Annotated in this window: 19 protein-coding genes and 1 pseudogene; 7 read left to right on the top strand and 13 right to left on the bottom strand. The window is 65.2% G+C overall.

The genetic code is table 11. The features are described 5' to 3' along the window. Window positions 1-82 precede the first annotated feature (82 nt). From ACJH7A_RS16795 to ACJH7A_RS16770, 6 genes are all read right to left on the bottom strand, one after another. On the bottom strand, window positions 83-937 hold the full coding sequence (locus tag ACJH7A_RS16795) for a hypothetical protein (protein ID WP_212811688.1): 855 nt from the start codon (window positions 935-937) through the stop codon (window positions 83-85). A gap of 85 nt (window positions 938-1,022) precedes the next feature. Continuing rightward, window positions 1,023-1,712 carry a hypothetical protein gene (locus ACJH7A_RS16790; RefSeq protein WP_212811687.1) on the bottom strand — a complete coding sequence of 230 codons (690 nt, stop codon included), beginning with the start codon at window positions 1,710-1,712 and terminating at the stop codon, window positions 1,023-1,025. Window positions 1,713-1,766: 54 nt separating this feature from the next. Then, a complete protein-coding gene (locus tag ACJH7A_RS16785) occupies window positions 1,767-3,620 on the bottom strand; it encodes a hypothetical protein (RefSeq protein WP_212811686.1) in 1,854 nt (617 codons plus the stop codon). Window positions 3,621-3,655: 35 nt separating this feature from the next. Then, on the bottom strand, window positions 3,656-4,879 hold the full coding sequence (locus ACJH7A_RS16780; RefSeq protein WP_212811684.1) for an exonuclease domain-containing protein: 1,224 nt from the start codon (window positions 4,877-4,879) through the stop codon (window positions 3,656-3,658). Next, window positions 4,879-6,018: a restriction endonuclease subunit S gene (locus ACJH7A_RS16775; protein WP_212811682.1), complete on the bottom strand. Its 1,140-nt coding sequence runs from the start codon at window positions 6,016-6,018 to the stop codon at window positions 4,879-4,881. The genes ACJH7A_RS16780 and ACJH7A_RS16775 overlap by 1 nt, the downstream gene beginning before the upstream one ends. 14 nt (window positions 6,019-6,032) lie before the next feature. Further along, window positions 6,033-7,490, bottom strand: coding sequence for a class I SAM-dependent DNA methyltransferase (locus tag ACJH7A_RS16770; protein WP_212811680.1), 1,458 nt, complete (start codon window positions 7,488-7,490; stop codon window positions 6,033-6,035). Window positions 7,491-7,671: 181 nt separating this feature from the next. On the opposite strand from ACJH7A_RS16770, the pseudogene ACJH7A_RS16765 reads away from it, so the two are divergent. After that, window positions 7,672-8,015 (top strand): annotated as a pseudogene (locus tag ACJH7A_RS16765) (TA system antitoxin ParD family protein); the annotation flags it as partial. Window positions 8,016-8,257: 242 nt separating this feature from the next. Here ACJH7A_RS16765 and ACJH7A_RS16760 read toward each other — a convergent pair. Next, window positions 8,258-9,085, bottom strand: a complete 828-nt coding sequence (locus ACJH7A_RS16760) for a hypothetical protein (protein WP_212811678.1) — start codon at window positions 9,083-9,085, stop codon at window positions 8,258-8,260. Between the two features lie 108 nt (window positions 9,086-9,193). On the opposite strand from ACJH7A_RS16760, the gene ACJH7A_RS16755 reads away from it, so the two are divergent. The 3 genes from ACJH7A_RS16755 (at window position 9,194) to ACJH7A_RS16745 (ending at window position 11,989) form a co-directional block, all read left to right on the top strand. Next, window positions 9,194-10,123 (top strand): alpha/beta fold hydrolase, encoded by a 930-nt coding sequence (locus ACJH7A_RS16755; RefSeq protein WP_212811676.1) that lies wholly within the window; start codon window positions 9,194-9,196, stop codon window positions 10,121-10,123. Window positions 10,124-10,172: 49 nt separating this feature from the next. Beyond that, window positions 10,173-10,625 (top strand): lipoprotein LpqH, encoded by a 453-nt coding sequence (locus ACJH7A_RS16750; RefSeq protein WP_212811671.1) that lies wholly within the window; start codon window positions 10,173-10,175, stop codon window positions 10,623-10,625. Between the two features lie 299 nt (window positions 10,626-10,924). After that, window positions 10,925-11,989 (top strand): IS110 family transposase, encoded by a 1,065-nt coding sequence (locus ACJH7A_RS16745; RefSeq protein WP_212812777.1) that lies wholly within the window; start codon window positions 10,925-10,927, stop codon window positions 11,987-11,989. Window positions 11,990-12,020: 31 nt separating this feature from the next. Here ACJH7A_RS16745 and ACJH7A_RS16740 read toward each other — a convergent pair whose 3' ends face one another. After that, window positions 12,021-13,259 carry a ribonuclease D gene (locus tag ACJH7A_RS16740; protein ID WP_212811669.1) on the bottom strand — a complete coding sequence of 413 codons (1,239 nt, stop codon included), beginning with the start codon at window positions 13,257-13,259 and terminating at the stop codon, window positions 12,021-12,023. A gap of 4 nt (window positions 13,260-13,263) precedes the next feature. Further along, window positions 13,264-13,800 carry a DUF3000 domain-containing protein gene (locus ACJH7A_RS16735; protein ID WP_020101815.1) on the bottom strand — a complete coding sequence of 179 codons (537 nt, stop codon included), beginning with the start codon at window positions 13,798-13,800 and terminating at the stop codon, window positions 13,264-13,266. A gap of 161 nt (window positions 13,801-13,961) precedes the next feature. Between ACJH7A_RS16735 and hemE the strand changes: the two genes are divergently transcribed. From hemE to hemQ, 3 genes are read left to right on the top strand one after another with little or no spacing between them, the layout of a single operon-like run. Further along, window positions 13,962-15,011 carry a uroporphyrinogen decarboxylase gene (gene hemE, locus ACJH7A_RS16730; protein ID WP_212811667.1) on the top strand — a complete coding sequence of 350 codons (1,050 nt, stop codon included), beginning with the start codon at window positions 13,962-13,964 and terminating at the stop codon, window positions 15,009-15,011. 8 nt (window positions 15,012-15,019) lie between these two features. After that, window positions 15,020-16,372, top strand: coding sequence for a protoporphyrinogen oxidase (locus tag ACJH7A_RS16725; RefSeq protein ID WP_212811665.1), 1,353 nt, complete (start codon window positions 15,020-15,022; stop codon window positions 16,370-16,372). Window positions 16,373-16,386: 14 nt separating this feature from the next. Beyond that, complete coding sequence (gene hemQ, locus ACJH7A_RS16720) at window positions 16,387-17,088, top strand: hydrogen peroxide-dependent heme synthase (protein ID WP_020101812.1); 702 nt, start codon at window positions 16,387-16,389, stop codon at window positions 17,086-17,088. Window positions 17,089-17,093: 5 nt separating this feature from the next. On the opposite strand, the gene ACJH7A_RS16715 is transcribed toward hemQ, so the two are convergent. The 4 genes from ACJH7A_RS16715 to aftC are packed head-to-tail and all read right to left on the bottom strand — an operon-like array spanning window position 17,094 to window position 21,246. Beyond that, entirely contained in the window at window positions 17,094-18,473 is a 1,380-nt protein-coding gene (locus tag ACJH7A_RS16715) for a DUF2252 domain-containing protein (protein ID WP_212811663.1), read from the bottom strand. Next, the gene (locus ACJH7A_RS16710; RefSeq protein WP_212811661.1) at window positions 18,473-19,552 is read right to left on the bottom strand and encodes a VIT1/CCC1 transporter family protein; all 1,080 of its coding nucleotides are present in this window, start codon (window positions 19,550-19,552) and stop codon (window positions 18,473-18,475) included. The genes ACJH7A_RS16715 and ACJH7A_RS16710 overlap by 1 nt, the downstream gene beginning before the upstream one ends. A 3-nt stretch (window positions 19,553-19,555) precedes the next feature. Then, complete coding sequence (gene msrB / locus ACJH7A_RS16705) at window positions 19,556-19,972, bottom strand: peptide-methionine (R)-S-oxide reductase MsrB (RefSeq protein ID WP_212811659.1); 417 nt, start codon at window positions 19,970-19,972, stop codon at window positions 19,556-19,558. Next, window positions 19,969-21,246: an arabinofuranan 3-O-arabinosyltransferase gene (aftC, locus tag ACJH7A_RS16700; protein WP_406802373.1), complete on the bottom strand. Its 1,278-nt coding sequence runs from the start codon at window positions 21,244-21,246 to the stop codon at window positions 19,969-19,971. The genes msrB and aftC overlap by 4 nt, the downstream gene beginning before the upstream one ends.

The raw sequence follows: 21,246 nt of genomic DNA, 5'->3' as shown, positions 1-21,246 counted from the left end.
CGCCGCCGTCCACCCAGCTAGGTCGACGGGGACGAAACGGTACCGGCGCCCACTGATCACCACGAACTGGTCGAGATGATTCTCAATGCCATACGACGGGATTGCCTGTGGCTGCCGATGCCGCGAAGAGGCGATGGAGGCGCTTGAGCGTCCACCATGCTTCCGTGAGCATGACCCTGCGCTCACCGACGATCAGAGTCTCGGGATATACCAGAGCAGGTTCAGGCTCATCCTTGTCGGCGATCGCCAGTACTCTGCCGAGTCGAGGTAGCCGCGCCGATACGCCGAACGACCGCGCCGTCACCGATTCCATGGTTTGCAGATTTGTGAATGTGATGCGTGACGTCGGGCGGCCGTCCGGCGCCTGGCGGAACTCAACAGATTCGGGGTCCCACTTCTGTTCCAAGATTCGGGTGCGCAGCAGTTCATTGGCGGGCTGTTCGCGGCTGCGTACAACGAATTCGTAACCGATAACCCCTAACTCGACAAGGTCGGGCCACGGGGACTCGTAGTATGGCGACGGACCGAGCGAGTGAAATTCGTCCAACGCGATTGGTCCCCAGTCCAGTTTGTTCTCAACAACGAACCCGTTCAGGGTGCTGATTGTGCGGGTCGACCCCAGATGACCTTCCTGTAGAAGCAATTCCAGTTCGGGGAGGGCTCGGCGTATCTCGCTCGCTGGTGTGTAACTGTCCATCAGTCCACTGAGTCCGGCCAGGATCATCGCCAGATTGCCGAACCGGTCGACGGGCAACCCGACGGCCACACTTCGCAGCCACGCCACACCAGAAATATTTCCGACCCACTCGCTGACGAACTTCATGTCCTCGTGCGTGCACGCGTGAATCGTCCAGTCGTAGACGTCGTTCGCCATATCGAAGTCGCAGTTCTGCTCGTCGATCAGTTCAACATCGCCGCATTCGTTGACTGTGAGCATGCTTCGAGGAACTGGCGGTTCGGTACTCAGTCCGTCGCGAAAACAGTTGCACGCCACGTGCGCATCGAGTCCCATGTGAGTGACGTCAGACGGCGGGTGATTGCCGGGTGCCGAAAGTCAACGCCAGGTCCCACGGCGCGAAACCCCACGTGGCGATGGCATCCAGCATGATCAGGGGAGCGACTTCGATGGTTTCCGCATTGGCTGGAGCGGACAGCGTGGTGCTCTCATTTCCGGCCACAATGTGCGGTGCCCAAATTTCTGAAGCTGATGGCGCAGGGGCGGTTTCGATGATGCTGACAAAGCCATCGCCGTCGGGAATGACGATGAAAAGGCAAAATGGCTCCGGCGGCGCGTCCCATCCGCCCTGCTCGACCAGCAGATATTCGTTGTTGTTCAGCGCATGGCCGATCGCTTGGGTGAGAAGTTCGCGTACATCGTCGTAGGTGGATTCCGACGGTTCATGGGCGGGCTGCAGTTCGATAATGCTGCCCTGGACTTGCAACGTGCCATCGTCGGTTGGTGACGGGAATCGCGATTGGAGCCACAGGGTGCCGGTGTCCTCGGAGAGGATCGCCACTTCGCGGAAGCGGTGCTCTTCACGCGCCGTGCGGGCGATGGTTCCGGATCCCATGACGGAACGCAGGTACTGGTCGTCGGGAACCGACCACAACCGGGACGAATCGGTCCAGGTGCGCACCAGCCCACCGGCGCACAGGCTCAACTGGGCGACAGTTCCGGTGTCGCCGGGTTTCAGAGGAAAGTCGTTCGACATGCTGGCTCCTTCGATGTAGTTAACCGGCATGTATATCGGACGGGACAGACAATGCTAGGGCACCAAGCTCCACAACACCGGAACATCTTGGCCGAAAAGCAGTTCCAGCCGCTGGCGCAGATGCTTCGTGGGTGCGGAGGAGTCAGACAATCGTACGATCACGTTGGCGGCGCGAATCATCGACTCGGTTTCGTCCGGGAGCATGAGCAACTGTCGCTGTCCCAGCCCTTTAGCCCCCCACCATGTTGCTTCTGCGGTGGGAATCGCCCACGCTTCGGCTAAAGGTCCGACGCCCAAGTCGTCCCACCTAAGTTGTCGGACTCCTGCAAGACCTTCGGCGATGAGCTGCCACAACTCCGCAGGATCGTGGTTGCCCGACTCGGCGTCATCCAGCCAGTCCGCTGGAAGCGATGCCGCCACAATGGGTTTCGCATGGGCGATCGTTTGTAGCAGCAGTGTCAAATCGAGCATTCTCTCGATTGAGGCCGACTCATCTTGCGTGTCGGCGTCCACATCGAGCGAGGGGAGGAGTGTCGCGAGCGCATCGGTGATGGGACGGATGGCGTCGCGCTGCACTGGCAATTTCTCCAGCGCTCGTGTGACGCCGAACATGATGCGTCGCCGTAGCCAATCGAATGGTGTGTAGTCGACGTCGAAACTCGCGTGCCCGGTAAAAGTCCGCCGCAGCGCGGCGACGCTGTCTGCGTCTGCGATTGGGGCGACGAACTGGAGGTTGTCGTCGGCTGAACTCACCGCTGCGCCGTGCTCGCCGTCACGGTTCACGGCTTGGGCGGTCCAACCGCACTCATTGACTCCGATCAGGAGAACGCCGTCGGCCTGGTCGACATCAGGGACGGCCGCGAGATCCAAACCAATGGAGTTGGCTGCGTAGTCCACGGCAACTTGCGAGAGTTGTTGCAGTCGACCGCTATCGGTGCGTGCATACCCGATAAGCATCTGTCCCCGCCTATTCGCGTTGTTCGCAACGACTTCCCGCGTCAGATGCAACAGGGCCTGAGGATCGTCGGCTTGCCAGCGAGCACGCATGCGGTCTGCCGGAGACACATAGTGGTTGCTAACTGCCCGTTCGAAAGCGCCGAGCATGCTCCACACGTTGCCCTCGACGATCGGATATCTGACCTTGAGTGCGGACAGACTCTGCTGCGTGGTTGGGAGGTCTACCAGCTCCAGGCACCCGATGCCTTGGGACGTCCACCAACGGGCCGCGTCGTTGGTGTAGCCGAGATCAGTTGCCAGCGTTACGGAGTCCAAATCTGACCAGTCGAGCCGGCCGAGAAACGGGGCGAAATCATGGAGCTTGTACCACTCGTCCTGCCCTTCGGTCACCACTGCGATGTGAGGATTCGCTGCTCGCCGCAGCGTCGCGATGCGTTTCGCGATGCCGAGTCGCAGGTTCTTGTCGACTTGCCAATACGTGGCGCCGCTATCGACAAGGCCACTGCATGTGACCTCCGCGACGAAATCCTTCAACGCGGCACGCACTATCCAGTTATCCGGTGAATGACCATCTGGCAGCATCGGCGTGTCCCAGGCGATTCTGCTGAGCGCCAGATACGTCATTCGGAAGTTGGATGCGCCGTCGACGACGGACTGGATTGGTCCGCTGTTGTCCCCGAATAGTGCACAGTGCGATCCGTCTGGCCAGAACACGAACGCGAGAAAGTTGACGCCTGATTTTGCCGGCCGGTACCGCGCGTAAACGACGGTGGCCGTCGGGACATGCGACAAGCCAATGAGCGGGTCGCGTGTGTTCTGTACCGGAAGGGTGACGGTGTCCCACTTCGGTGTCGAGCCTGGGAGGATTCGGTATAGGACATGGATGCCCTGCTCGCTGTTGTCCGCGCGCACCCTTTCCAAGAATTGGACCATCCATCGCTCGTCGAACACGATCTCCCCTAAAAATTACTGTGCCGCTGTGGGATTCACGATGCCGCCCGATATGTGGCGAACATTTTCTCGAACGCCGCTTCGCTGACCACCGGAATCCCGTACTGGCGCGCCTTGGCAGCTTTGCCGCTCTGCGAGTCAGGATCGGCCGCGACGAGCAGACGCGTCGATTTGGAGATGCCGCCGGACGCGAGGCCCGCAGCACAGATCGCTGAAACCCATTCGTCGCGACCACGATTCATCTCGCCGGTGAACACGATCCGGTCGCCCAGGCGTAGCGTGAAGGCAGTCGACTCGTCTACCAGTTCCGGCGTTGCGGAAGCTGCCCACGCCAGCGCCTCATCGACATACGGTGGGCCGAAACCCAGGGCAGCGGCGACAGCATTTAGCTCGGACCGCTCCTCGTCGGTGACTACGCCGTCGGCCAGCGCTTCCTTCGCTACAGCACGCAAGTAGTCCTGGTGCAGCCGCGCTACGGTTCCCCGGGATAGGCCCGCCGCTTCGGCGGAGGCCAGCAGCTGTTTGCCCTCGCTGCGCGAGATCTCCCGGTCGAGCAAGGCGCTATCGAGTACCACCATGTAAGACGCTTCGTCTTCAGGAGTGGCGGGGACCCAGGCAGCTCCCAGGACGGACCGCAGCCACGAGTACGGGTCCGCAGATGACTGCCCACGATGAGCGACCGCAGGTTGCGATGCACGTGTGCGGGCAGCTGGCCAGCCGAAGGTCGCCGAGTGATCCAGGTCGGAGCGCCACTCGGGGGAGCCGCTGTGGAAGGCGAGCAGGTGTGGCAGGAGTTCGGCGGTTGCATGAGCGTCACCAATTGCTGAGTGTGCGTTGATCAGTGAGATTCCGAGTGCTTCGCAGCAGTGTGCGAGCTTGGCGGCCCCCGTCATGCGCCCGCCCCATTTTCGTGTGCAGAGCGCGGCTGGTCGTTCGGGGATGACGTACTGGGCCCGCTGGAGCTCCCAATGCAGAAACCGCATGTCAAAACTGGCGTTGTGCGCGACAACCACACGGCCAGTGAGCATTTCGAGCAGGTAATCGCTGATGGCGGCGAAGTCAGGTGCGTCAACGACGTCGCAGGCCTGGATGCCGTGGACGTGAGTAGCCCCGATATCACGATGCGGGTTGACCAGGGTGGTCCATTCGTGCTCGATCCGGCCGGAATCATCAGTAAGGGCGACGCCGATCTCCACGACGCGGTCGGTGCGCTCAGGGACCAGACCCGTTGTCTCGAAGTCGATTACAGCGAATGGCATCAGAGTTCGCCTCGGAAGGCGCGGGATTGGAGGGAGGCGAAAGCGCCGTCAGCAAGCCACAGCTGCCTCTCCACGGAACTGGCGTTCACCCGAACCTCACGCAACATCGCAGCAAATATCTGTTGTTGTTCGAATGATGGCAACGGAATCGGTGCCTGCCTTAGATCGCCAAGGTTAATTCCTTGTACGGCTGCACCCTTGGTGCGACGTGCCATCCAATGCTGAAAGCTGGGCATTTCCATCGCCGCGCGGACATATGTCGCAGATGCGGGTTCCGTAATCGCGAGCCGCGCCGAATCCTGCGTGATATTCGAGCCAGCAAGGGACTCGGGAATGAATGCAAACCGACCGACATGACCACGAATGGACATCAGTAGATCCCCCGCTTGCAGTATCGACCGTCGGTATTGATCGCTAATTTCGTGCGAAGTCTTCCGCACGGTTTCTTCGTCTATGCCACCGTTTTTCATGTCGGCAACGCGAATGTAGGGGATTCCTTCCTCGACTTCAGGTCCAGGTTTAAGAATGCCGTAGGTGATCGGTCGGTTAGGATCGATCCAGTCTTGGAGGCACTTGACGGGAAGGTCGTGGTTGTTGGCCACCGGGTCGCCAAACGCGTCATGGAATAGCGACTGCGTGAGTTGATTGAAGTGGGCCAAGCATCGTCGCAGCTTTGACCGCAAGCTATCAGCTTGGTCAAGCATGGCGGCGACACGACGCTGTTCGTGGAGCGGTGGTTGATCGGAAATCTGCAGGGCGAGAAAATCGCTTACGGAGGAGCGGCGGCGTCGAGGCACGGAGCCGAACGCGATGGTGTCGTAACTCGCCACCATCTGCGGGCTAAGCAAGAGTCGCGCAACATAACGCGGATCGAATCCGTCACGCACTTTGAATGTCGGATAGAGGGGGCTGATGATGCCCTTGTCGACGATGGTGTTTTGTGCGATGGCCCCAGCCCAAAGCAAGTATGGATTGAAGGCGACATCGTTGCGCCGAACAACCTTGTACTTGCTCACGTCGTTGGTCGCGAGTCTCTTGTTGAAGCGATCGCTTTGTAGAACGAATCCGTTCTTCTCAGTCAACGTCAACACGGGAGGTTCTGACGAGTTTCCGGGCAGTTCCTTGTACTCGAAGAGCATGTCTCCCACGCTGATCACGACAACATCGCCTTCAACTCGGCCAGCCCACTCGCGATTTCGCCTTCCAGCTTCTCGATCTCCGCAATGATCTCTAGCGGCGGTCGATGCTCGACCTCGTCGTGCACAATCTCCTTGTACCGGTTCAGCGACAGGTCATAGCCCTGCGCCACAATGTCGGCGACCGGCACGCAGAACGACTGCTCGGTGCGCGCCCGCTCCAACTCCGACGAGTCCCGTGAAGCCCACCGCGACAACGCATCCGGCAGATCGTTGGCTTCGATAGGGTTCCGCTTGTCATCGAGCGAAAAACCGTCAGCCGAAACGTCGTAGAACCAAACATGATCCGTGCCACCGGAATTGGTCTTGGTGAACAAGAGAATCGCCGTCGAGACCCCAGCGTATGGCTTGAATACGCCCGACGGCAGCTTCACAATGCCGTCGAGTTTCTGGTCTTCAATCAGCATTCGTCGCAAGTCTTTGTGCGCCTTGGACGATCCGAACAGCACACCGTCGGGCACGATCACTGCCGCCCGTCCGCCGGGCTTCAGCAGCTTCAAAAACAGTGCTACGAAAAGCAATTCGGTCTTCTTGGTCTTGACCACCCGCTGCAGGTCTTTGGACGTCGCCTCGTAGTCCAGTGAGCCGGCGAACGGGGGATTGGCCAGGATCAGCGTGTACTTCTCGGCGTCCTCCGAGGCGCCCTCGGACAGCGAGTCGCGGTAGCGGATATCCGGCGCCTCGATGCCGTGCATCAGCATGTTCATCGACCCGATGCGCAGCATTGTCGAGTCGAAGTCGTAGCCGTGAAACATGCTGTTGTGGAAGTGCTTCCGCTGGGCGGCGTCGGTCAAGACTGAATCATGTGTGTCACGCACGTACTCCGAGGCGGACACGAGGAAGCCAGCGGTACCGCATGCCGGGTCGCAGATCTCGTCCGTCGGCCCGGGCGCGGTCATCTTCACCATCAGCTCGATGATGTGGCGCGGGGTGCGGAACTGGCCATTCACGCCGGCCGAGGCGATCTTGGACAGCAGGTACTCGTACAGGTCGCCGTTGGTGTCGCGGTCGGCCATGGGGATGTCGTCGAGCATGTCGACGACCTTCGACAGCAGCGCCGGGGTCGGGATGGTGAAGCGGGCGTCGCGCATGTGCTCGGAATAAGTGGACCCATCACCGCCAAGTGCCCGCAGGAACGGGAACACACCGTCGGCGATCAGGCCGAACATGACACCTGGCTCGTCGTTCTTGAACCGCGACCAGCGCAGGTCCTGCTGGTCGGGCCCGAACCGCAGTCCCTCGGACGATCCAGTTCGCCGCGCGCGATTCTCGGCGAGAGTCTCCAGGTCGTCGAGACGGCGGATGAACAGCAGGTACGTGATCTGCTCGATCACCTCGATCGGGTTGGAGATGCCGCCAGACCAGAAGGCATCCCAGACACGGTCGACCTTGCTCTTCAACTCACCGGTGATCACGGCGCTCCTTTCCTCCCCATACAAACCTGAACAGGACTGTATATAGGAGTCCACCGACAACAGCCGATCTACCCGCGCTGTGAGTGTCGGGGTCGGTCCCTCGCCACGCCCTGAACAGTTGTAACGCCTTATTGCTAGCGAGTTACTTCCCTTGTAGTAACTCGCTACGCGGAGGTGTGTGATGGCTGACGCCGATGATCGGGTCATTCGAGTGGCCGCGGACCTATTCGAGGCGGCAGCCGTCGAGGGCGCCCGACAGCGCCGTTCCGCCAAGCCACAACTCGACCACTGGGCCCGCATCGGTAGGGCGGTATCGACTCAGCACACCGCATCGCGGCGCCGCGTGGAGGCTGCCCTGGCCGGCGAGATCGACGTCGATGCTCTCAATATCGAGGAAGGTGTGGTGTTCAACGCCGAGACCGCTGCGGCGGTCGAGGAGAACTCGCCCACACCAACTATGGCGCCGTGCTCGCCTCTCGTGGGATCACCACGGTGACGTTGGGTGACGACGGCCGGATCATCGAGCTTGCGACTGGCCGCGCATCGAGGGTCTGGCAGGAAGCCGATCGCATCGATGAGCTGCTACAGATGGCCCGATCGGAGCCGCTCTGCGAGCCGGCGGTCGAACCTGACCGTGCGGACGAACTCATAAAGGGAGTGCGTCGCGGTCGACGCGGTCGATGAGGACCACCTGTGACGCCGATGTGTTGAGCTAAGCGGCCGCTAAGGGATGACCGTCGCACCTGACGGAGTAGCGGGCTATTCCGTCAGCCACTTCCGGACTGGCGCCGGATCTCCGCGAACGCCGCGGCAAGCGCGGTGATCTTGTCGACCGACGATGACGGCGTCTGCGAAGGCGTCGCGTCAATCCCATAGAGCTTGGCAGCCATGCGGCTCCGGACATCGTCGCGCTTTTCCGCGAGCTGTGCCTGGGCGCGGTCGTCGCGCAGCGACCGGTCGATCTCCTCGGCCTTCTCGGCGCAGCCCTGCAAGGCATACACCCGCGCCCACGACCGCGACCCCAGCTCCCGCACTTTCGCCCGGGCATCCTCCAGCATCGCCAGATCGTCCGAATCGGGCTCGGCGATCCCGCCGAGCTCCGTGATCAAGCCATTGAGTTCCTGTGTGGCCCGGCAGTTTTCGCGGATCGCCGTCAGGTCGCCAGTGAAGTCGAGGTCATTACCGAGCCATCCGTCGACCGCGGCTTCCGACCGTTCGATCTGCTCGATGGCGGCCTGTGCACCGTCGAGCAGCTCGACACCGTCGACTCCGAATTCTTCGACGAGCCGGGCACGTTCCAGCTCTTGAGATGACGGTTCACGCGCAGACCCGGCCCGACTGTCGATCACGATGTGCGTGATCAACAATCCGATGGCGGCAATGCCCATGGCGGGCAGCAGCAGAATGCCCTCTGTCGCGACACCGACCAGGATCACCACGGCGATGGACAACAGCCACGCCCGCGTCATGGCCGGTAGGGGGCGGCGCGCCTTGCGATCGGAGGTGAAGACCGCCCCGAGCGCGGCGCCGCCGAGAATCATGATGACAGCGAGAATGACCGCGACGACGCCGAGCACTAGCAGGAGCCGAATCATCCCGATGTCCTTCTCTGTCCAGTGCTCTCAATGGTAATTCGGCGCGCCAACTTGCCTGGCTGACGCGGTGCGGAGACGTCAGACTGTCCGCGGCCTACGCTCAACCCCATGCACGACGAACTCGAAGCCTGGAAGTCCGCCGGCCAGTATTTCGACTACCTCGGATTCGACATCTTCTACCGCCGCGACGGGTTGGAACTCGGCACCGGCCCAGTGCTGTTGCTCATCCACGGCTACCCGTTCAATTCCTGGGACTGGTCCCTGATCTGGCCGACGCTCAGCGAGAAGTTCACCGTCATCGCGCCGGACATGATCGGCATGGGGTTCTCCACCAAGCCGTCCGCGTATCAGTACTCGATTCACGATCACGCCGACATGCACGAGGCACTGCTGGACCACCTGGGCGCACAGACCGTCCACATTCTGGCCCACGACCTCGGTGACTCGGTGGGCCAGGAACTGCTGGCGCGCAACCACTTCGGCGATCAGGTATACGGCAATCTGAACATCGAATCGGTCACGTGGCTCAACGGCGGGCTGTTCGTCGAGTCCTACACCCCGCGCCTGCTGCAGAAGGCGATGTCGCAAACCCCGCTGGGCGACCTCATGCGCCCGCTGCAGGGCAGTCCGTTGTCACGGCGCCTGGCCGACCCGACCATCAACGAGATGTTCGGCGTCAACACCAAACCGTCGAAGGAGCTGATGGACAAGTTCCACGAAATCCTCGATTACAACGACGGCAAGAAAGTCATGCACCAGGTCGGCCGCTTCATCAATGACCGCTACGTCCACCGGAACCGCTGGGTGCGCGCGATGCGCGAGACGACGATCCCCATGCGACTGATCGACGGCCCGTCGGATCCGAACTCCGGCGCTCACATGGCCGCCAGGTACCGCGAGGTCATCCCGAACCCCGACATCGTGATGCTGGCCGACGACATCGCGCACTGGCCGCAGATCGAAGCGCCCGACGCGGTGCTCGAGCACTTCCTGGAGTTCGTCACGCCGCTGTTGTGGCGGCCGTTCGGCGCGCGCTGACCCCTCGCTTTTGCGCGCACAACGCGAAGCGAACTGGTTCACTTGCGACATGCGCGTCCACCGCCCGGATCTGGTGGCGGTGCTCGGTGTGCTGTTGATCAGTGCGTGCGAGTCCGGGACGCCGACCGTCACCTCGATCGTCTTCGACGGGGAACCGCACACCATCAACACCGGCACGGTCGTCTGCACCCGCCAGCCGGCCGGGGGAGGCCTGGTCATCCTGGCGCGGGGCAAGACGGGTCAGGTGGTGCGGATTCAACTCACACAGGTGGGCCGCATCGTCGTCCAGAAGGTCGGGCTGCGTGACGGCGACGCGACGGGATTCGTCGCCGACCCAGCAGAGATCACCGGCATCAAGGTCGACGACACCTACACCGTCAGCGGGCGCATGCCGCCGAATCGCGGTGAATCGGGGTGGCACACGTTCAAAATCCAGACCGCGTGCCCCGGCTATCAGGACGCCCATCCGCGCGACACGGTGCCGGCCATCGGGAGTCCGTGACCGCTCGTCGGCGGTGAGGGTGCGCAAAATGCACGCGACACGCCGCGAGACCGTGTGCAGACACTCAGTGTCATTCTCGAGTTGCCGCTGTTGCGGTGGTTGGGTTACTTCTCACCTGGTATTTGGCTCTTGCAAACACTGCCGCCTGCGGGCTGGCATTCGGCCGTTGTGCCGATACCAGGCGGGAAGGACCGACCGGCGTGACTTGATAGGAGCGTGGCACCGCCCCCACTGAGATGTGTCCTGCCGGCCGGCCCGACCTTCGCCTCATCCACCTCTGATGAAAGAAGGCACCGTTCATGGTCGTCGTTGGAACCGATGTCCACAAGCGCACCCACACCTTTGTTGCGGTCGACGAGGTCGGCCGCAAGCTCGGTGAGAAGGTCGTCAAAGCCACCACCATCGGACACCACAAGGCGTTGGCCTGGGCCCGCGAGCAGTTCGGGGAAGAATTGCTGTGGGGTATCGAGGACTGTCGCAACCTGTCAGCTCGCCTGGAGCGCGATCTGCTCACCGCCGGCCAGTCCGTGGTACGGGTGGCCCCCAAACTCATGTCGCAGGCCCGGGCCTCGGCACGGACCCGCGGTAAGTCCGATCCCATCGATGCGCTGGCCGTGGCTCAGGCTGTGCTGCGCAATCCTGATCTGCCCGTCGCCTCTCATGATCAGAGTTCGCGCGAACTGAAACTATTGATTGATCGTCGTGAAGACCTTGTGGCACAACGCACTTCGACGATCAACCGGCTACGTCAACGGATCCACGAACTCGACCCCGCTGCTGAACCCAAACCGGGCTCACTACACCGCACCAAGGCCTGCACCGCGCTCGCAAAATGGCTCGACACCCAGCACGGACTGCTGGCCGAGTTGGCCCGCGATGAACTCGCCGACGTCATGCGCCTGACCGAGGCCATCAACACCCTGGCCGCACGCATCGGCGAACGCGTCCAAAAAATCGCCCCGACGCTACTGACGGTGCCCGGATGCGGTGAACTGACCGCCGCCAAGATCATCGCCGAAACCGCCGGCATCAGCCGCTTCCGCAGCGAAGCCGCCTTCAGCCGCCACAACGGCACCGCACCGATCCCAGTCTGGTCGGGCAACACCGCCGGACGCGTCCGCTTGAACCGGTCCGGCAACCGCCAACTCAACGCGGCCTTACACCGCATCGCCATCACCCAGCTGCGCATCCCCGGCAGCGCCGGCCAGCAGTACTACCGCGGTCGCATCGCCGACGGCAAGGCCACCAAAGAAGCCCTACGATGCCTCAAACGCCACCTCAGCCGAACCGTCTACCGCAGCCTCCACACCGACCTGCACCTCAACCGATCACACCAAAAACCCGAAACAGCACTCGCTGCTTGACATAGGAGCAATGGCCGCTCGCGGGAAAAGGCTAGGAAGACAGGGCAGCGACCAGGACCGGGCCGCAGAGTTCCCGCTGCCAGGGCCGGGCGCCGGCCGCGGCCAGGAACTCATCGACCGCGGCGGCGACGTCGGGAACCGGCTGCCAGTCCCAGCACAGCCGCCGCACGGTCTCCGGCGTCAGCAGATTCTCGGTCGGTACCGACACCCGCTCGGACAGCAGCGTCAGCCCGCTGCGGCAGGCCTCCAGCCGTTCGAACGCCTCGGGCTTGCGGCGCGACCACCGCGCCGGTGGCGGCAGCCCATTGTTCGGTTCGGACGCCGGCGGATCGGCCTCCCGGGCCCGGGCCAACGCGTCGAGCCACACCTGCGCGCTGCGCTTCTGTCGCGAGCCGCCGAAAATCGGTAGCGCCGTGAGCTTTTCGATGGTGTCCGGATTGGCGACGGCCGCGGAGATGATCGCCGCGTCGGGCAGGATTCGGCCGGGCGCGATGTCCCGCCGCTGCGCGATCAGGTCGCGGGTCTGCCACAGTTCGCGCACCGCGGCCAGGGCCTGACCGTTGCGAACCTTGTGGATGCCCGACGTCCGCCGCCAGCGGTCGCGCCGAGTCGGGCTCGGTTCGACAGTCCGCATGTACTCGAATTCCTGTGCGGCCCATTCGGTTTTGCCCTGCGCCTCGAGTTCCGCGGCCACTGCGGCCCGCAGTTCCAGCAGTACCTCGACGTCCAGTGCTGCGTAGTTCAGCCAGTCCGCCGGCAGCGGGCGCTTCGACCAGTCGGCGGCGCCGTGGCCCTTCTTCAACCCCAGCCCCAGCAACCGCTGCACCATGGCCGCGAGGTTCACCCGGTCGTAGCCGGCGAGCCGTCCGCCCAGCTCGGTGTCGTACAGCGACGGCGGCCTCATGCCCAGTTCGGCCAGGCACGGCAGATCCTGGTCGGCCGCGTGCAGGATCCACTCGTCGGTGTTGACGACCTCGGCCACCGGCGCCAGCGCCTTCAGCGGGTCGATGCCGTGGCTGACGGGGTCGATCAACACCGTGCCGGCACCCGCACGGCGAATCTGGATCAGGTAGGCCCGGTTGGAGTAGCGGAAGCCCGAAGCCCGCTCGGCATCGATCGCGAATGCGCCGTGGCCGGACGCCAGAAGCTCACCGGCGCGGGCGATGTCGCTCGCGTAGACGGCGACGGGTGGCACGCCGTCGGCAGGTGCCAGCAGGGGAGTGATGTCGGGATCGTCGTCAGACGTCTCGACCGGATCAGCGTCAGTCATGCGGTCACGCGCGGGTGCGCGAACCCAGATCGGTCACGCCCGCAGGCGGCAGTCCGGCGGCGTGCTCGAGCACCTCACAGAACGCCTGCACATGCGGTCCCAACTCGAGCGACGTCGCGGTCCACGACGCCCGCAGCTCCAGCTGGTGGGCGCGCGGCGGGCCGGAGATGTCGCCGTAGCGCACCGACGTCGTGGCAGTGACGGTGCCGCCCAGCGCGGTGACGCCGTCGGCGTGCGACTCGAGCGCATCGACCAGCCAGCTCCACGCCACCTCGGGCAGCAGTGGGTCGACGGCCTCGGTGGAGTCCAGATCAGCCTGGATGTAGGCGACGAGACGCATGGTGCCGTCCCAGGCTTCAGCGCCTTCGGGATCGTGCAGCAGGATCAGACGTCCGAAGGCGTCGCCCTCCGAGCTTTCCGGGACCACGGAGGCGTCGGGATGACGCACCTCTGCGCCCAGCGCGTAGCTGAAGGGAGCCAGCCGCTGGGGCGGACGGATCGGGCCGAGTTCGATCTCCGGGCGCACGGTGGCGGCGTTCATTGCCGCAACAGCAGTGCGGAATTGGGCCGGCTCGGCGGAGGTCACATTCTGGGACGCTAGCCCGATCAGGCCGGTCGCGTAAGCAGGCGCGCCGATAGCCCGATATTTGGCCGCGCGACAGGGTATAAGCGGCCGATGCGGACATGGCAGCATTAGCGGTGATGAGCACCCGTCGTGAACTGCCGCAATCGCCCTATCTGGCTGCCGCCACCGGCCGCACCCCGGACCGGACCCCGGTGTGGATGATGCGGCAGGCCGGCCGGTCCCTGCCCGAATACCGCGCCCTGCGCGCCACCCACACCATGCTCTCGGCGTGTTTCAACCCCGAGCTGGTCTGCGAGATCACCATGCAGCCGGTGCGCCGTCACGGCGTCGACGCCGCCATCTTGTTCTCGGACATCGTGGTGCCGCTCAAGGCCGCCGGGATCGATCTGGACATCGTGCCGGACGTCGGCCCGGTGATCGCTCACCCGATTCGCACCCCGGATGACGTCGAGGGCATCAAGCCGCTCGAGCCGCATCAGGTGGCGCCGGTGGCGGAGGCCATCGGCCTGCTCACCAGGGAACTGGGCGACGTGCCGCTGATCGGTTTCGCCGGTGCGCCGTTCACGCTCGCGTCCTACCTCGTGGAGGGCGGCCCGAGCCGTAACCATGAGAAGACCAAGGCCATGATGCTCGGCGAATCGGCGACGTGGCATGACCTGATGGAGAAGCTGACCGACCTCACCATCGAGTTCCTGAGCGCCCAGCTGGCCGCCGGCGTCGACGCGATCCAGCTGTTCGACTCCTGGGCCGGCACCCTGTCACTCGCCGACTACCGGGACTACGTGCTGCCGCACAGCTCCCGCATCTTCGCCGCCCTGAAAGACCACGGCGTCCCGATGACGCACTTCGGCGTCGGCACCGCCGAGTTGCTCGGTGCCATGGGCGAGGCCGGCGCGACGGTCGTCGGCGTCGACTGGCGCACCAATCTCGTCGACGCCGCGCACCGGGTCGGTCCGGGCAAGGCGCTGCAGGGCAACCTCGATCCGGTCGTGCTGCTGGCGGGCTGGCGCGTGGTCGACGACGCCGTCCGCCAGGTGGTCGCGGACGGGCGCCGTGCCGTCGAGGCCGGTGCCGCCGGGCACATCTTCAACCTCGGCCACGGTGTGTTGCCGTCGACCGATCCCGGTGTGGTCACCGAAGCGGTGGCGCTGGCCCACTCGCTGTGAGTCTGTAGATGAGTAAGACGTATTGCGTTGTCGGCGGCGGCATTTCGGGTCTGGTCGCGGCCTACCGGTTGCGCCAGGCCGACCCGGGGGCACGCATCACGATCTTCGATCCGGCCGACCGGCTGGGTGGTGTCCTGCGCACCGAACGGCTCGCCGGTCAGACCCTGGACGTCGGCGCCGAGGCCTTCGTGGCCCGCCGGCCCGAGGTCACGTCGCTGCTGAAAGAACTGGGCCTGCGGCAGGTCGGCACCACCGGCGTGCGCCCGTTGATCTACAGCGGCGGCCGGTTGCACCCGATGCCCGAGGGCACCATGCAGGGCATCCCAGGGCCCGGCGCGAACCTGCGCGGCCTGGTCGACGACGCGACACTGGCGCAGATCGCGAGCGAGCCGAACCGACCCCTCAGCTGGCAACCGAATGCCGACCCGACCGTCGCACAGTTGGTCGGTGACCGGTTCGGCGCCCAGGTGGTGACCCGGTCGGTCGACCCGCTGCTGGCCGGCGTCTATGCCGGTTCGGCCAAGACCATCGGCATCCGCAGTGCGGTGCCCGCGCTGGCCGCCGCGCTCGATCGCGGTGCCCCGAGTCTGACGGCCGCGGTGGCCTCGGTGCTGGCCGCGGCGCCACCCACGAGCGCCTCGGTGTTCGGCGCGGTTGACGGCGGGTACGGCGTCCTCCTCGACGAACTGATCCGGAGGACCGGCGCCCAGTGGGCGCAGGTCGGTATCGAGGCACTGGATTCAGTGGGCCGGGCCTGGCAACTGCGTGACGACGAGAGCAAGTATTGGTCGGCCGACGCCGTGGTGCTGGCGCTGCCGGCGCCGCGCGTGGCCAAGCTGCTCGAGAACATCGCCCCGGGCAGTGCGGCCATGGCGCGGTTGATCCCCATCGCGTCCGCGGCAGTCGTTGCCCTCGCGCTGCCCGGCGGCACACCGCTGCCGCAGCAATCCGGCGTTCTGATGGCCGCGGGAGAAGCGTTGCATTCCAAGGCGATCACCCTCACGTCGCGCAAGTGGGGACGCGGCGGCAACGTCGAGCTGTTGCGGTTGTCGTACGGCCGGTTCGGTGACGATCTGGCCCGCAACGTCGGCGACGACCGGCTACTGGCGTGGTCGCTGGAGGACCTGCGGGCGCTGTTCGGGATCACCGCCGAGCCGGTGGACTACCTGGTGCAGCGCTGGATCGACGCCATGCCGCAGTACGGTCCGGGTCACCTCGAACTGGTCGACGAGCTGCGCGCCGGGCTGCCGACGGGACTGGCCGTCGCGGGCGGCTATCTGGACGGTATCGGGGTACCCGCATGTGTGGCGTCGGGAACCCGCGCGGCCATGGAGGTGGTCGGTGGCGGCGTTCCGCGATAGGGCACGATAGACGCATGGCCAAGCTCGACTACGACGCCCTCAACGCGGTGACCCGGTACATGATGATCTCGGTCTTCGCCGTGCAGCCGGATGAGCTGCCGGCGGACGAGAAGTCGCGGGCCGGCATCGCCGCCGAGACTGCCGCGTACCTCAAGAAGCGCGAAGACGCGGGCGTCGTCGTCCGCGGGCTCTACGACGTGGCGGGCTTCCGGGCCGACGCCGACTTCATGATGTGGACCCACGCCGAGCGCGTCGAGGACCTGCAGGCCACCTACACCGGCTTCCGTCGCACCGCGCTCGGTGCCGCCACCGAGCCCGTGTGGAGCGCCGTCGCGCTGCACCGTCCGGCCGAGTTCAACAAGAGCCATCTGCCGGCGTTCATCGCGGGCGAGGACCCGGGCGACTACATCTGCGTCTACCCGTTCGTGCGGTCGCTGGATTGGTACCTGCTGCCCGACGACGACCGTCGCCGCATGCTGGTCGAGCACGGCATGGGTGGCCGCGAGTACCCCGATGTCCGCGCCAACACCGTGCCGGCGTTCGCGCTGGGTGACTACGAGTGGATTCTCGCCTTCGAGGGTCCGGACCTGGCCCGCATCGTCGAGCTGATGTGGAAGCTGCGCTACACCGACGCGCGTCGCCACGTCCGCGAGGAGACGCCGTTCTTCACCGGTCCGCGGGTCGGCATCGAGCAGCTGGTCGCCAACCTGCCCTGAACGAGTCAGAGGTCGGACTCTGCGGTCACCCGCCCAGCGGCGACAGCGTCGCGCAGCGCGGTGAAATCGCGCTCGTTCTGGTCGGCGTAGGCCTCGGCGAACCGGGTCAATGCGGTATCGGCAGCGTCGCTGCTGCCGAGGTAGGCGGCGATCGCGATGCGATCGCCGGTACGGGAGTGGGCCCGGGCCAGCGCGTGGGCGCAGGCCCGCCCGTAGTCGGCCAGCAGCTTCGGGCTCGATGTCTGCACCGACACCGCACCCTTCCAGTCGTGGAGCTGGCGGACGTAATAGTCGGCCTCGTAGCCGTCCGGCCCGACGGCGTGCAGCCACCCGAGCAGGATGTCGCTGCTGGCCTGCATCAGCCGTTGCCCGACCGAAACCCGTTGGGCGGCATTCGCATACGCGCTGGCGCCGACGAAACGCTCCAGGACCGAGGGCTGGGCCTCCTTCATCTGCAGCAGCAGCGGGTCGCCGCTGTCGCGCCCGGTCAACAACACGATCCACGCCCGCAGACCGACGCTGCCGACGCCGACCACCTTGCGCGCCATGGTTACGTAGTCGAACCGCTCGATGAGGGCCCGCCGGCTGTCTTCCAGGCTGTCGCGGTAGCGCTGCATGAACGGTGTCATCTGCTGCTGGTACTGACGGGCCCGGTCGGCGCCGACCAGTTCTTCGATGGGGACCACCAACGGCGGTCGGCTGATGAGCCGGCTCTGGCCGTCGACCGTTTCGGTCAGCTTGGCGACGGCCTGGAGACTGTCATGGGCGCGGGCCTTGGCCGCGGTCTGCTGGATCTCGCGGGCGAACTTGGTGTCGACGCTGTTCTGCAACTCGGCGTCCACGGTGGTCTGGGTGTACCAGGCCGCCAGTTCGCCCATGCCGGCCAGCTCCTGCATGCGGGTGCGGTAGCCGCTGACGCAGCTGCGGACAACCTCTGCGCGGGCGTCTGCTTGAAAGCCGTTGTCCCGGCCGGCGATTGCCAGACTCGCCACCAACCGCTTCACGTCCCATTCCCACGGCCCGGGCAGGGTCTCGTCGAAGTCGTTGACGTCGAACACCAGATTGCGTTCGGGTGAGCCGAACAGGCCGAAGTTGCACAGGTGGGCATCGCCGCACAGTTGCGCGGTCAGTCCGGTGTGTGGGCCGGCCGCCAAATCTGAGGCCATGATCAGGGCCGCGCCACGATAGAACGCCAGTGCCGAGGTCAGCATCCGGCCGTATCGGATGGGGACGAGGTCGGCGATCCGGGAGGTCGCCTGCGACTGCAGCAGAGCCACCGGGTCGGGCCGGTCGGCGGTGATGTGGACGTCGGCCAGCGCCGCTCGGGGCAGCCTGGCGCGGGCGGCTCGCCCGGCGTCGCGGCGTTCCTGCACCGACTGCTTCATCAGCCGACCGCGGTCCCGAACAGCAGGCCCAGCACGTACGTCACCGCGGCCGCGCCGTAGCCGATCATCAACTGGCGCAACGCCCGTCGCAGCGGCGGACCGCCGGAGAGTAGGCCGACGATCATGCCCGTGGATAGCAACGCCAGCCCGACCAGGACCGCCGAGACGACGACGGCGGTGATGCCGGTGAGCCCGAACAGGTAGGGGAGCACGGGGATCAGTGCGCCGGACGCGAAGAACAGAAAGCTGGACACCGCGGCGCGCAAACCGGTGCCGACGGCTTCGTGCTTCTCGCTCGACACCTCGCCCAGCGGCGAGTCGGCCATCGCGCCCGCCCGCAGGCTCGCGAAGACGTCGGCGGCGCGGGCGGCCGCGTCCTCGGGGCTCATCCCGCGGGCCCGGTACACCAGCTCGAGTTCGTTGGCGTCGACGTCGAGCGCCCGTACGGCGGTGCCCGCCGTGGCGCTGGGTGTCGACGCCTCGAGCAGTTCGAGTTGCGAGTTGACCGAGACGTACTCGCCGGCGCCCATCGACAGGGCCCCGGCGATCAGCCCCGCGAGTCCGGTGGCCAGGATCGTCGCGCTCGACACCCCGGTGGCGCCGATGCCCAGGACCAGCGCCAGGTTGCTGACGAGCCCGTCGTTGGCGCCGAACACCGCGGCGCGGAAGCTGCCCGACAGCTGGTCGCGGCCTCTACTGGCAAGGGCGCGAACAACTTCCATGTGGATGCGCTCGTCGGCGGCCATGGTCGGCGTGGCGTCGACGTCGGTCTCGTACTCCGAGCGCGCTTCGGCCCGTTGCGCCAGCGCGAGGGTGAACACCGAGCCGAGGTGCCGGGCGAGAAACCCGAGGGCCCGGGTCCGCAGGTCGGGCCGATGCGGCTTGCCGACCTGGTCGCCGAGCAGCGTCAGCCAGTGCTTCTCGTGCCGGCCCTCCGCGAGAGCGAGTTCGAGCAGGATGTCGCGTTCGGCGCCCTGACGGCGCTGCGCCAGATCGCGGTAGACGGCAGCTTCGGCACGTTCATTGGCCAGGTGCTGCCGCCACCGCCGCAACTGTGCGTCGGTGGGCTGCGCGACCACGTCTCAGCTCTCGGCCGGAACCAGGCGAAGCGAGATCGAGTTGATGCAGTAGCGCTGGTCGGTCGGGGTCGGGTAGCCCTCGCCCTCGAAGACGTGTCCGAGGTGACTGTGGCAGTTGGCGCACAGCACCTCGACGCGCCGCATGCCGAGGCTGTTGTCGGCCCGCAGGATCACCGCGTCCGAGTCGGCCGGGTCGAAGAACGACGGCCAGCCGCAATGGGAATCGAACTTCTCGGTGCTGCGGAACAGCTCGGCGCCGCAGGCCCGGCACTGGTAGACGCCCTCGGTCTTGGTGTCGGTGTATTCGCCGACGAACGGGCGTTCCGTCCCGGCCTCGCGCAGCACGTGGAACTCGGCGGGAGTCAGTTTCTCCCGCCACTGAGAGTCGGTGAGTTCAACTTTCGGCGGCGGAATGCTCATGCGCTCACGCTACCCGGGGGAGCGGGCTGAGGCTTGGACAACCACAACGGGTCGATGCCCTGGTCCAGCCGGCCGTCCTTCTTGGCGTCGAGGTAGCGGAAGTACAGCACGCAGAACACCACGACGAGCATCAGCGACCAGCCGTAGGTGATCTTGATGTACTCGAGGAACCGGCCGGTCGTCGGCCACCGCCACATGAGCCAGCGGTCCATGGTGAGGAAGCCGTACACCGCGAGCCACGCCGGCCAGCTGCGGATCGTCGACCGCGGCAGTACCACCGTCATCAGGAACGGGAACAGCATCATCGAGTAGTAGCCCTGCGCCAACGACAGCACCAGCCACGAGGTGATCAGCAGGACACCCGACGACGTCAGCATCCAGAACAGCTGGTCGCGCTCGCGGTAGTAGCGGTACAACAGCCACAGGCTGGCGGCGGCCAGCACCACGAAGGCGATGCGCAGCAGCATGATCAGCCACATCGGCAGGCCGTAGTAGATGCCGTTGCCCAGCACCGAGCTGTTGAAGTAGTCGCGGGTCTGGAAGATGTACGGCACGGTGTTGCGCACGAAGCCCATCGGGTCGGCCGACAGCGGCCAGGCCACGGCGTTGAAGACCAGGGGTACCGCGAACGCGGCGACCAGGGCCCGCCACTGCCGGTTCAGCAGGGGCAGCAGCAGCAGGACGCCCAGCAGTGGCTTGAGCACCAGCGTCAGGCCGATGGCGGCTCCGGCCAGCCATTCGTGGTTCTTCTTGCCGTCCAGCAGCCAGGTGAAGAACAGCACCTCGGCCAGCAGGATGCAGCCGTTGACGTTGGTGAAAACCAGTGTGTTGGTGACCGATTCGGTGCAGTACATGGCCAGCAGGAGGGCGGGCAACGCCACCGACGTCAACGAGAACTTGAACAGCCGTACCAGAAGGCCGGCGGCGATGATGATCGCGATCGAGTTGATCGCGACGAACCAGAACCGCGACGCGAACTCCGGCAGGAACCCGAACGGCGACAGCAGCAGGGTGCCGCCGGGCGGGTACAGGTAGTGCGGGTCGACATAGTTGAAGTGCTCGTTGTAGATGGCCCAGTGCCGCCGGAAGTTCGACACCGCGCGGTACACCGGACCGAAGTCATCGGTGATGTAACCGTTGGTCGTCAGCACGTAGCTGCGGTGGATGATCGACACGATCGCGATGGGCCACAGCGCATTGCGAACGATATTCGCGGTGCTCTGTGGGCCGGTGCGGGGACCGAAGACGCTCAGGAGCGATAGAGGGCGCGTCAC

It is taken from the genome of Mycobacterium sp. SMC-17 (genome assembly GCF_045310915.1).
Taxonomy (GTDB): domain Bacteria; phylum Actinomycetota; class Actinomycetes; order Mycobacteriales; family Mycobacteriaceae; genus Mycobacterium.
The sequence above is the reverse complement of the archived record's forward strand: the minus strand, read 5'-3'. Positions and strand labels throughout refer to the sequence as shown.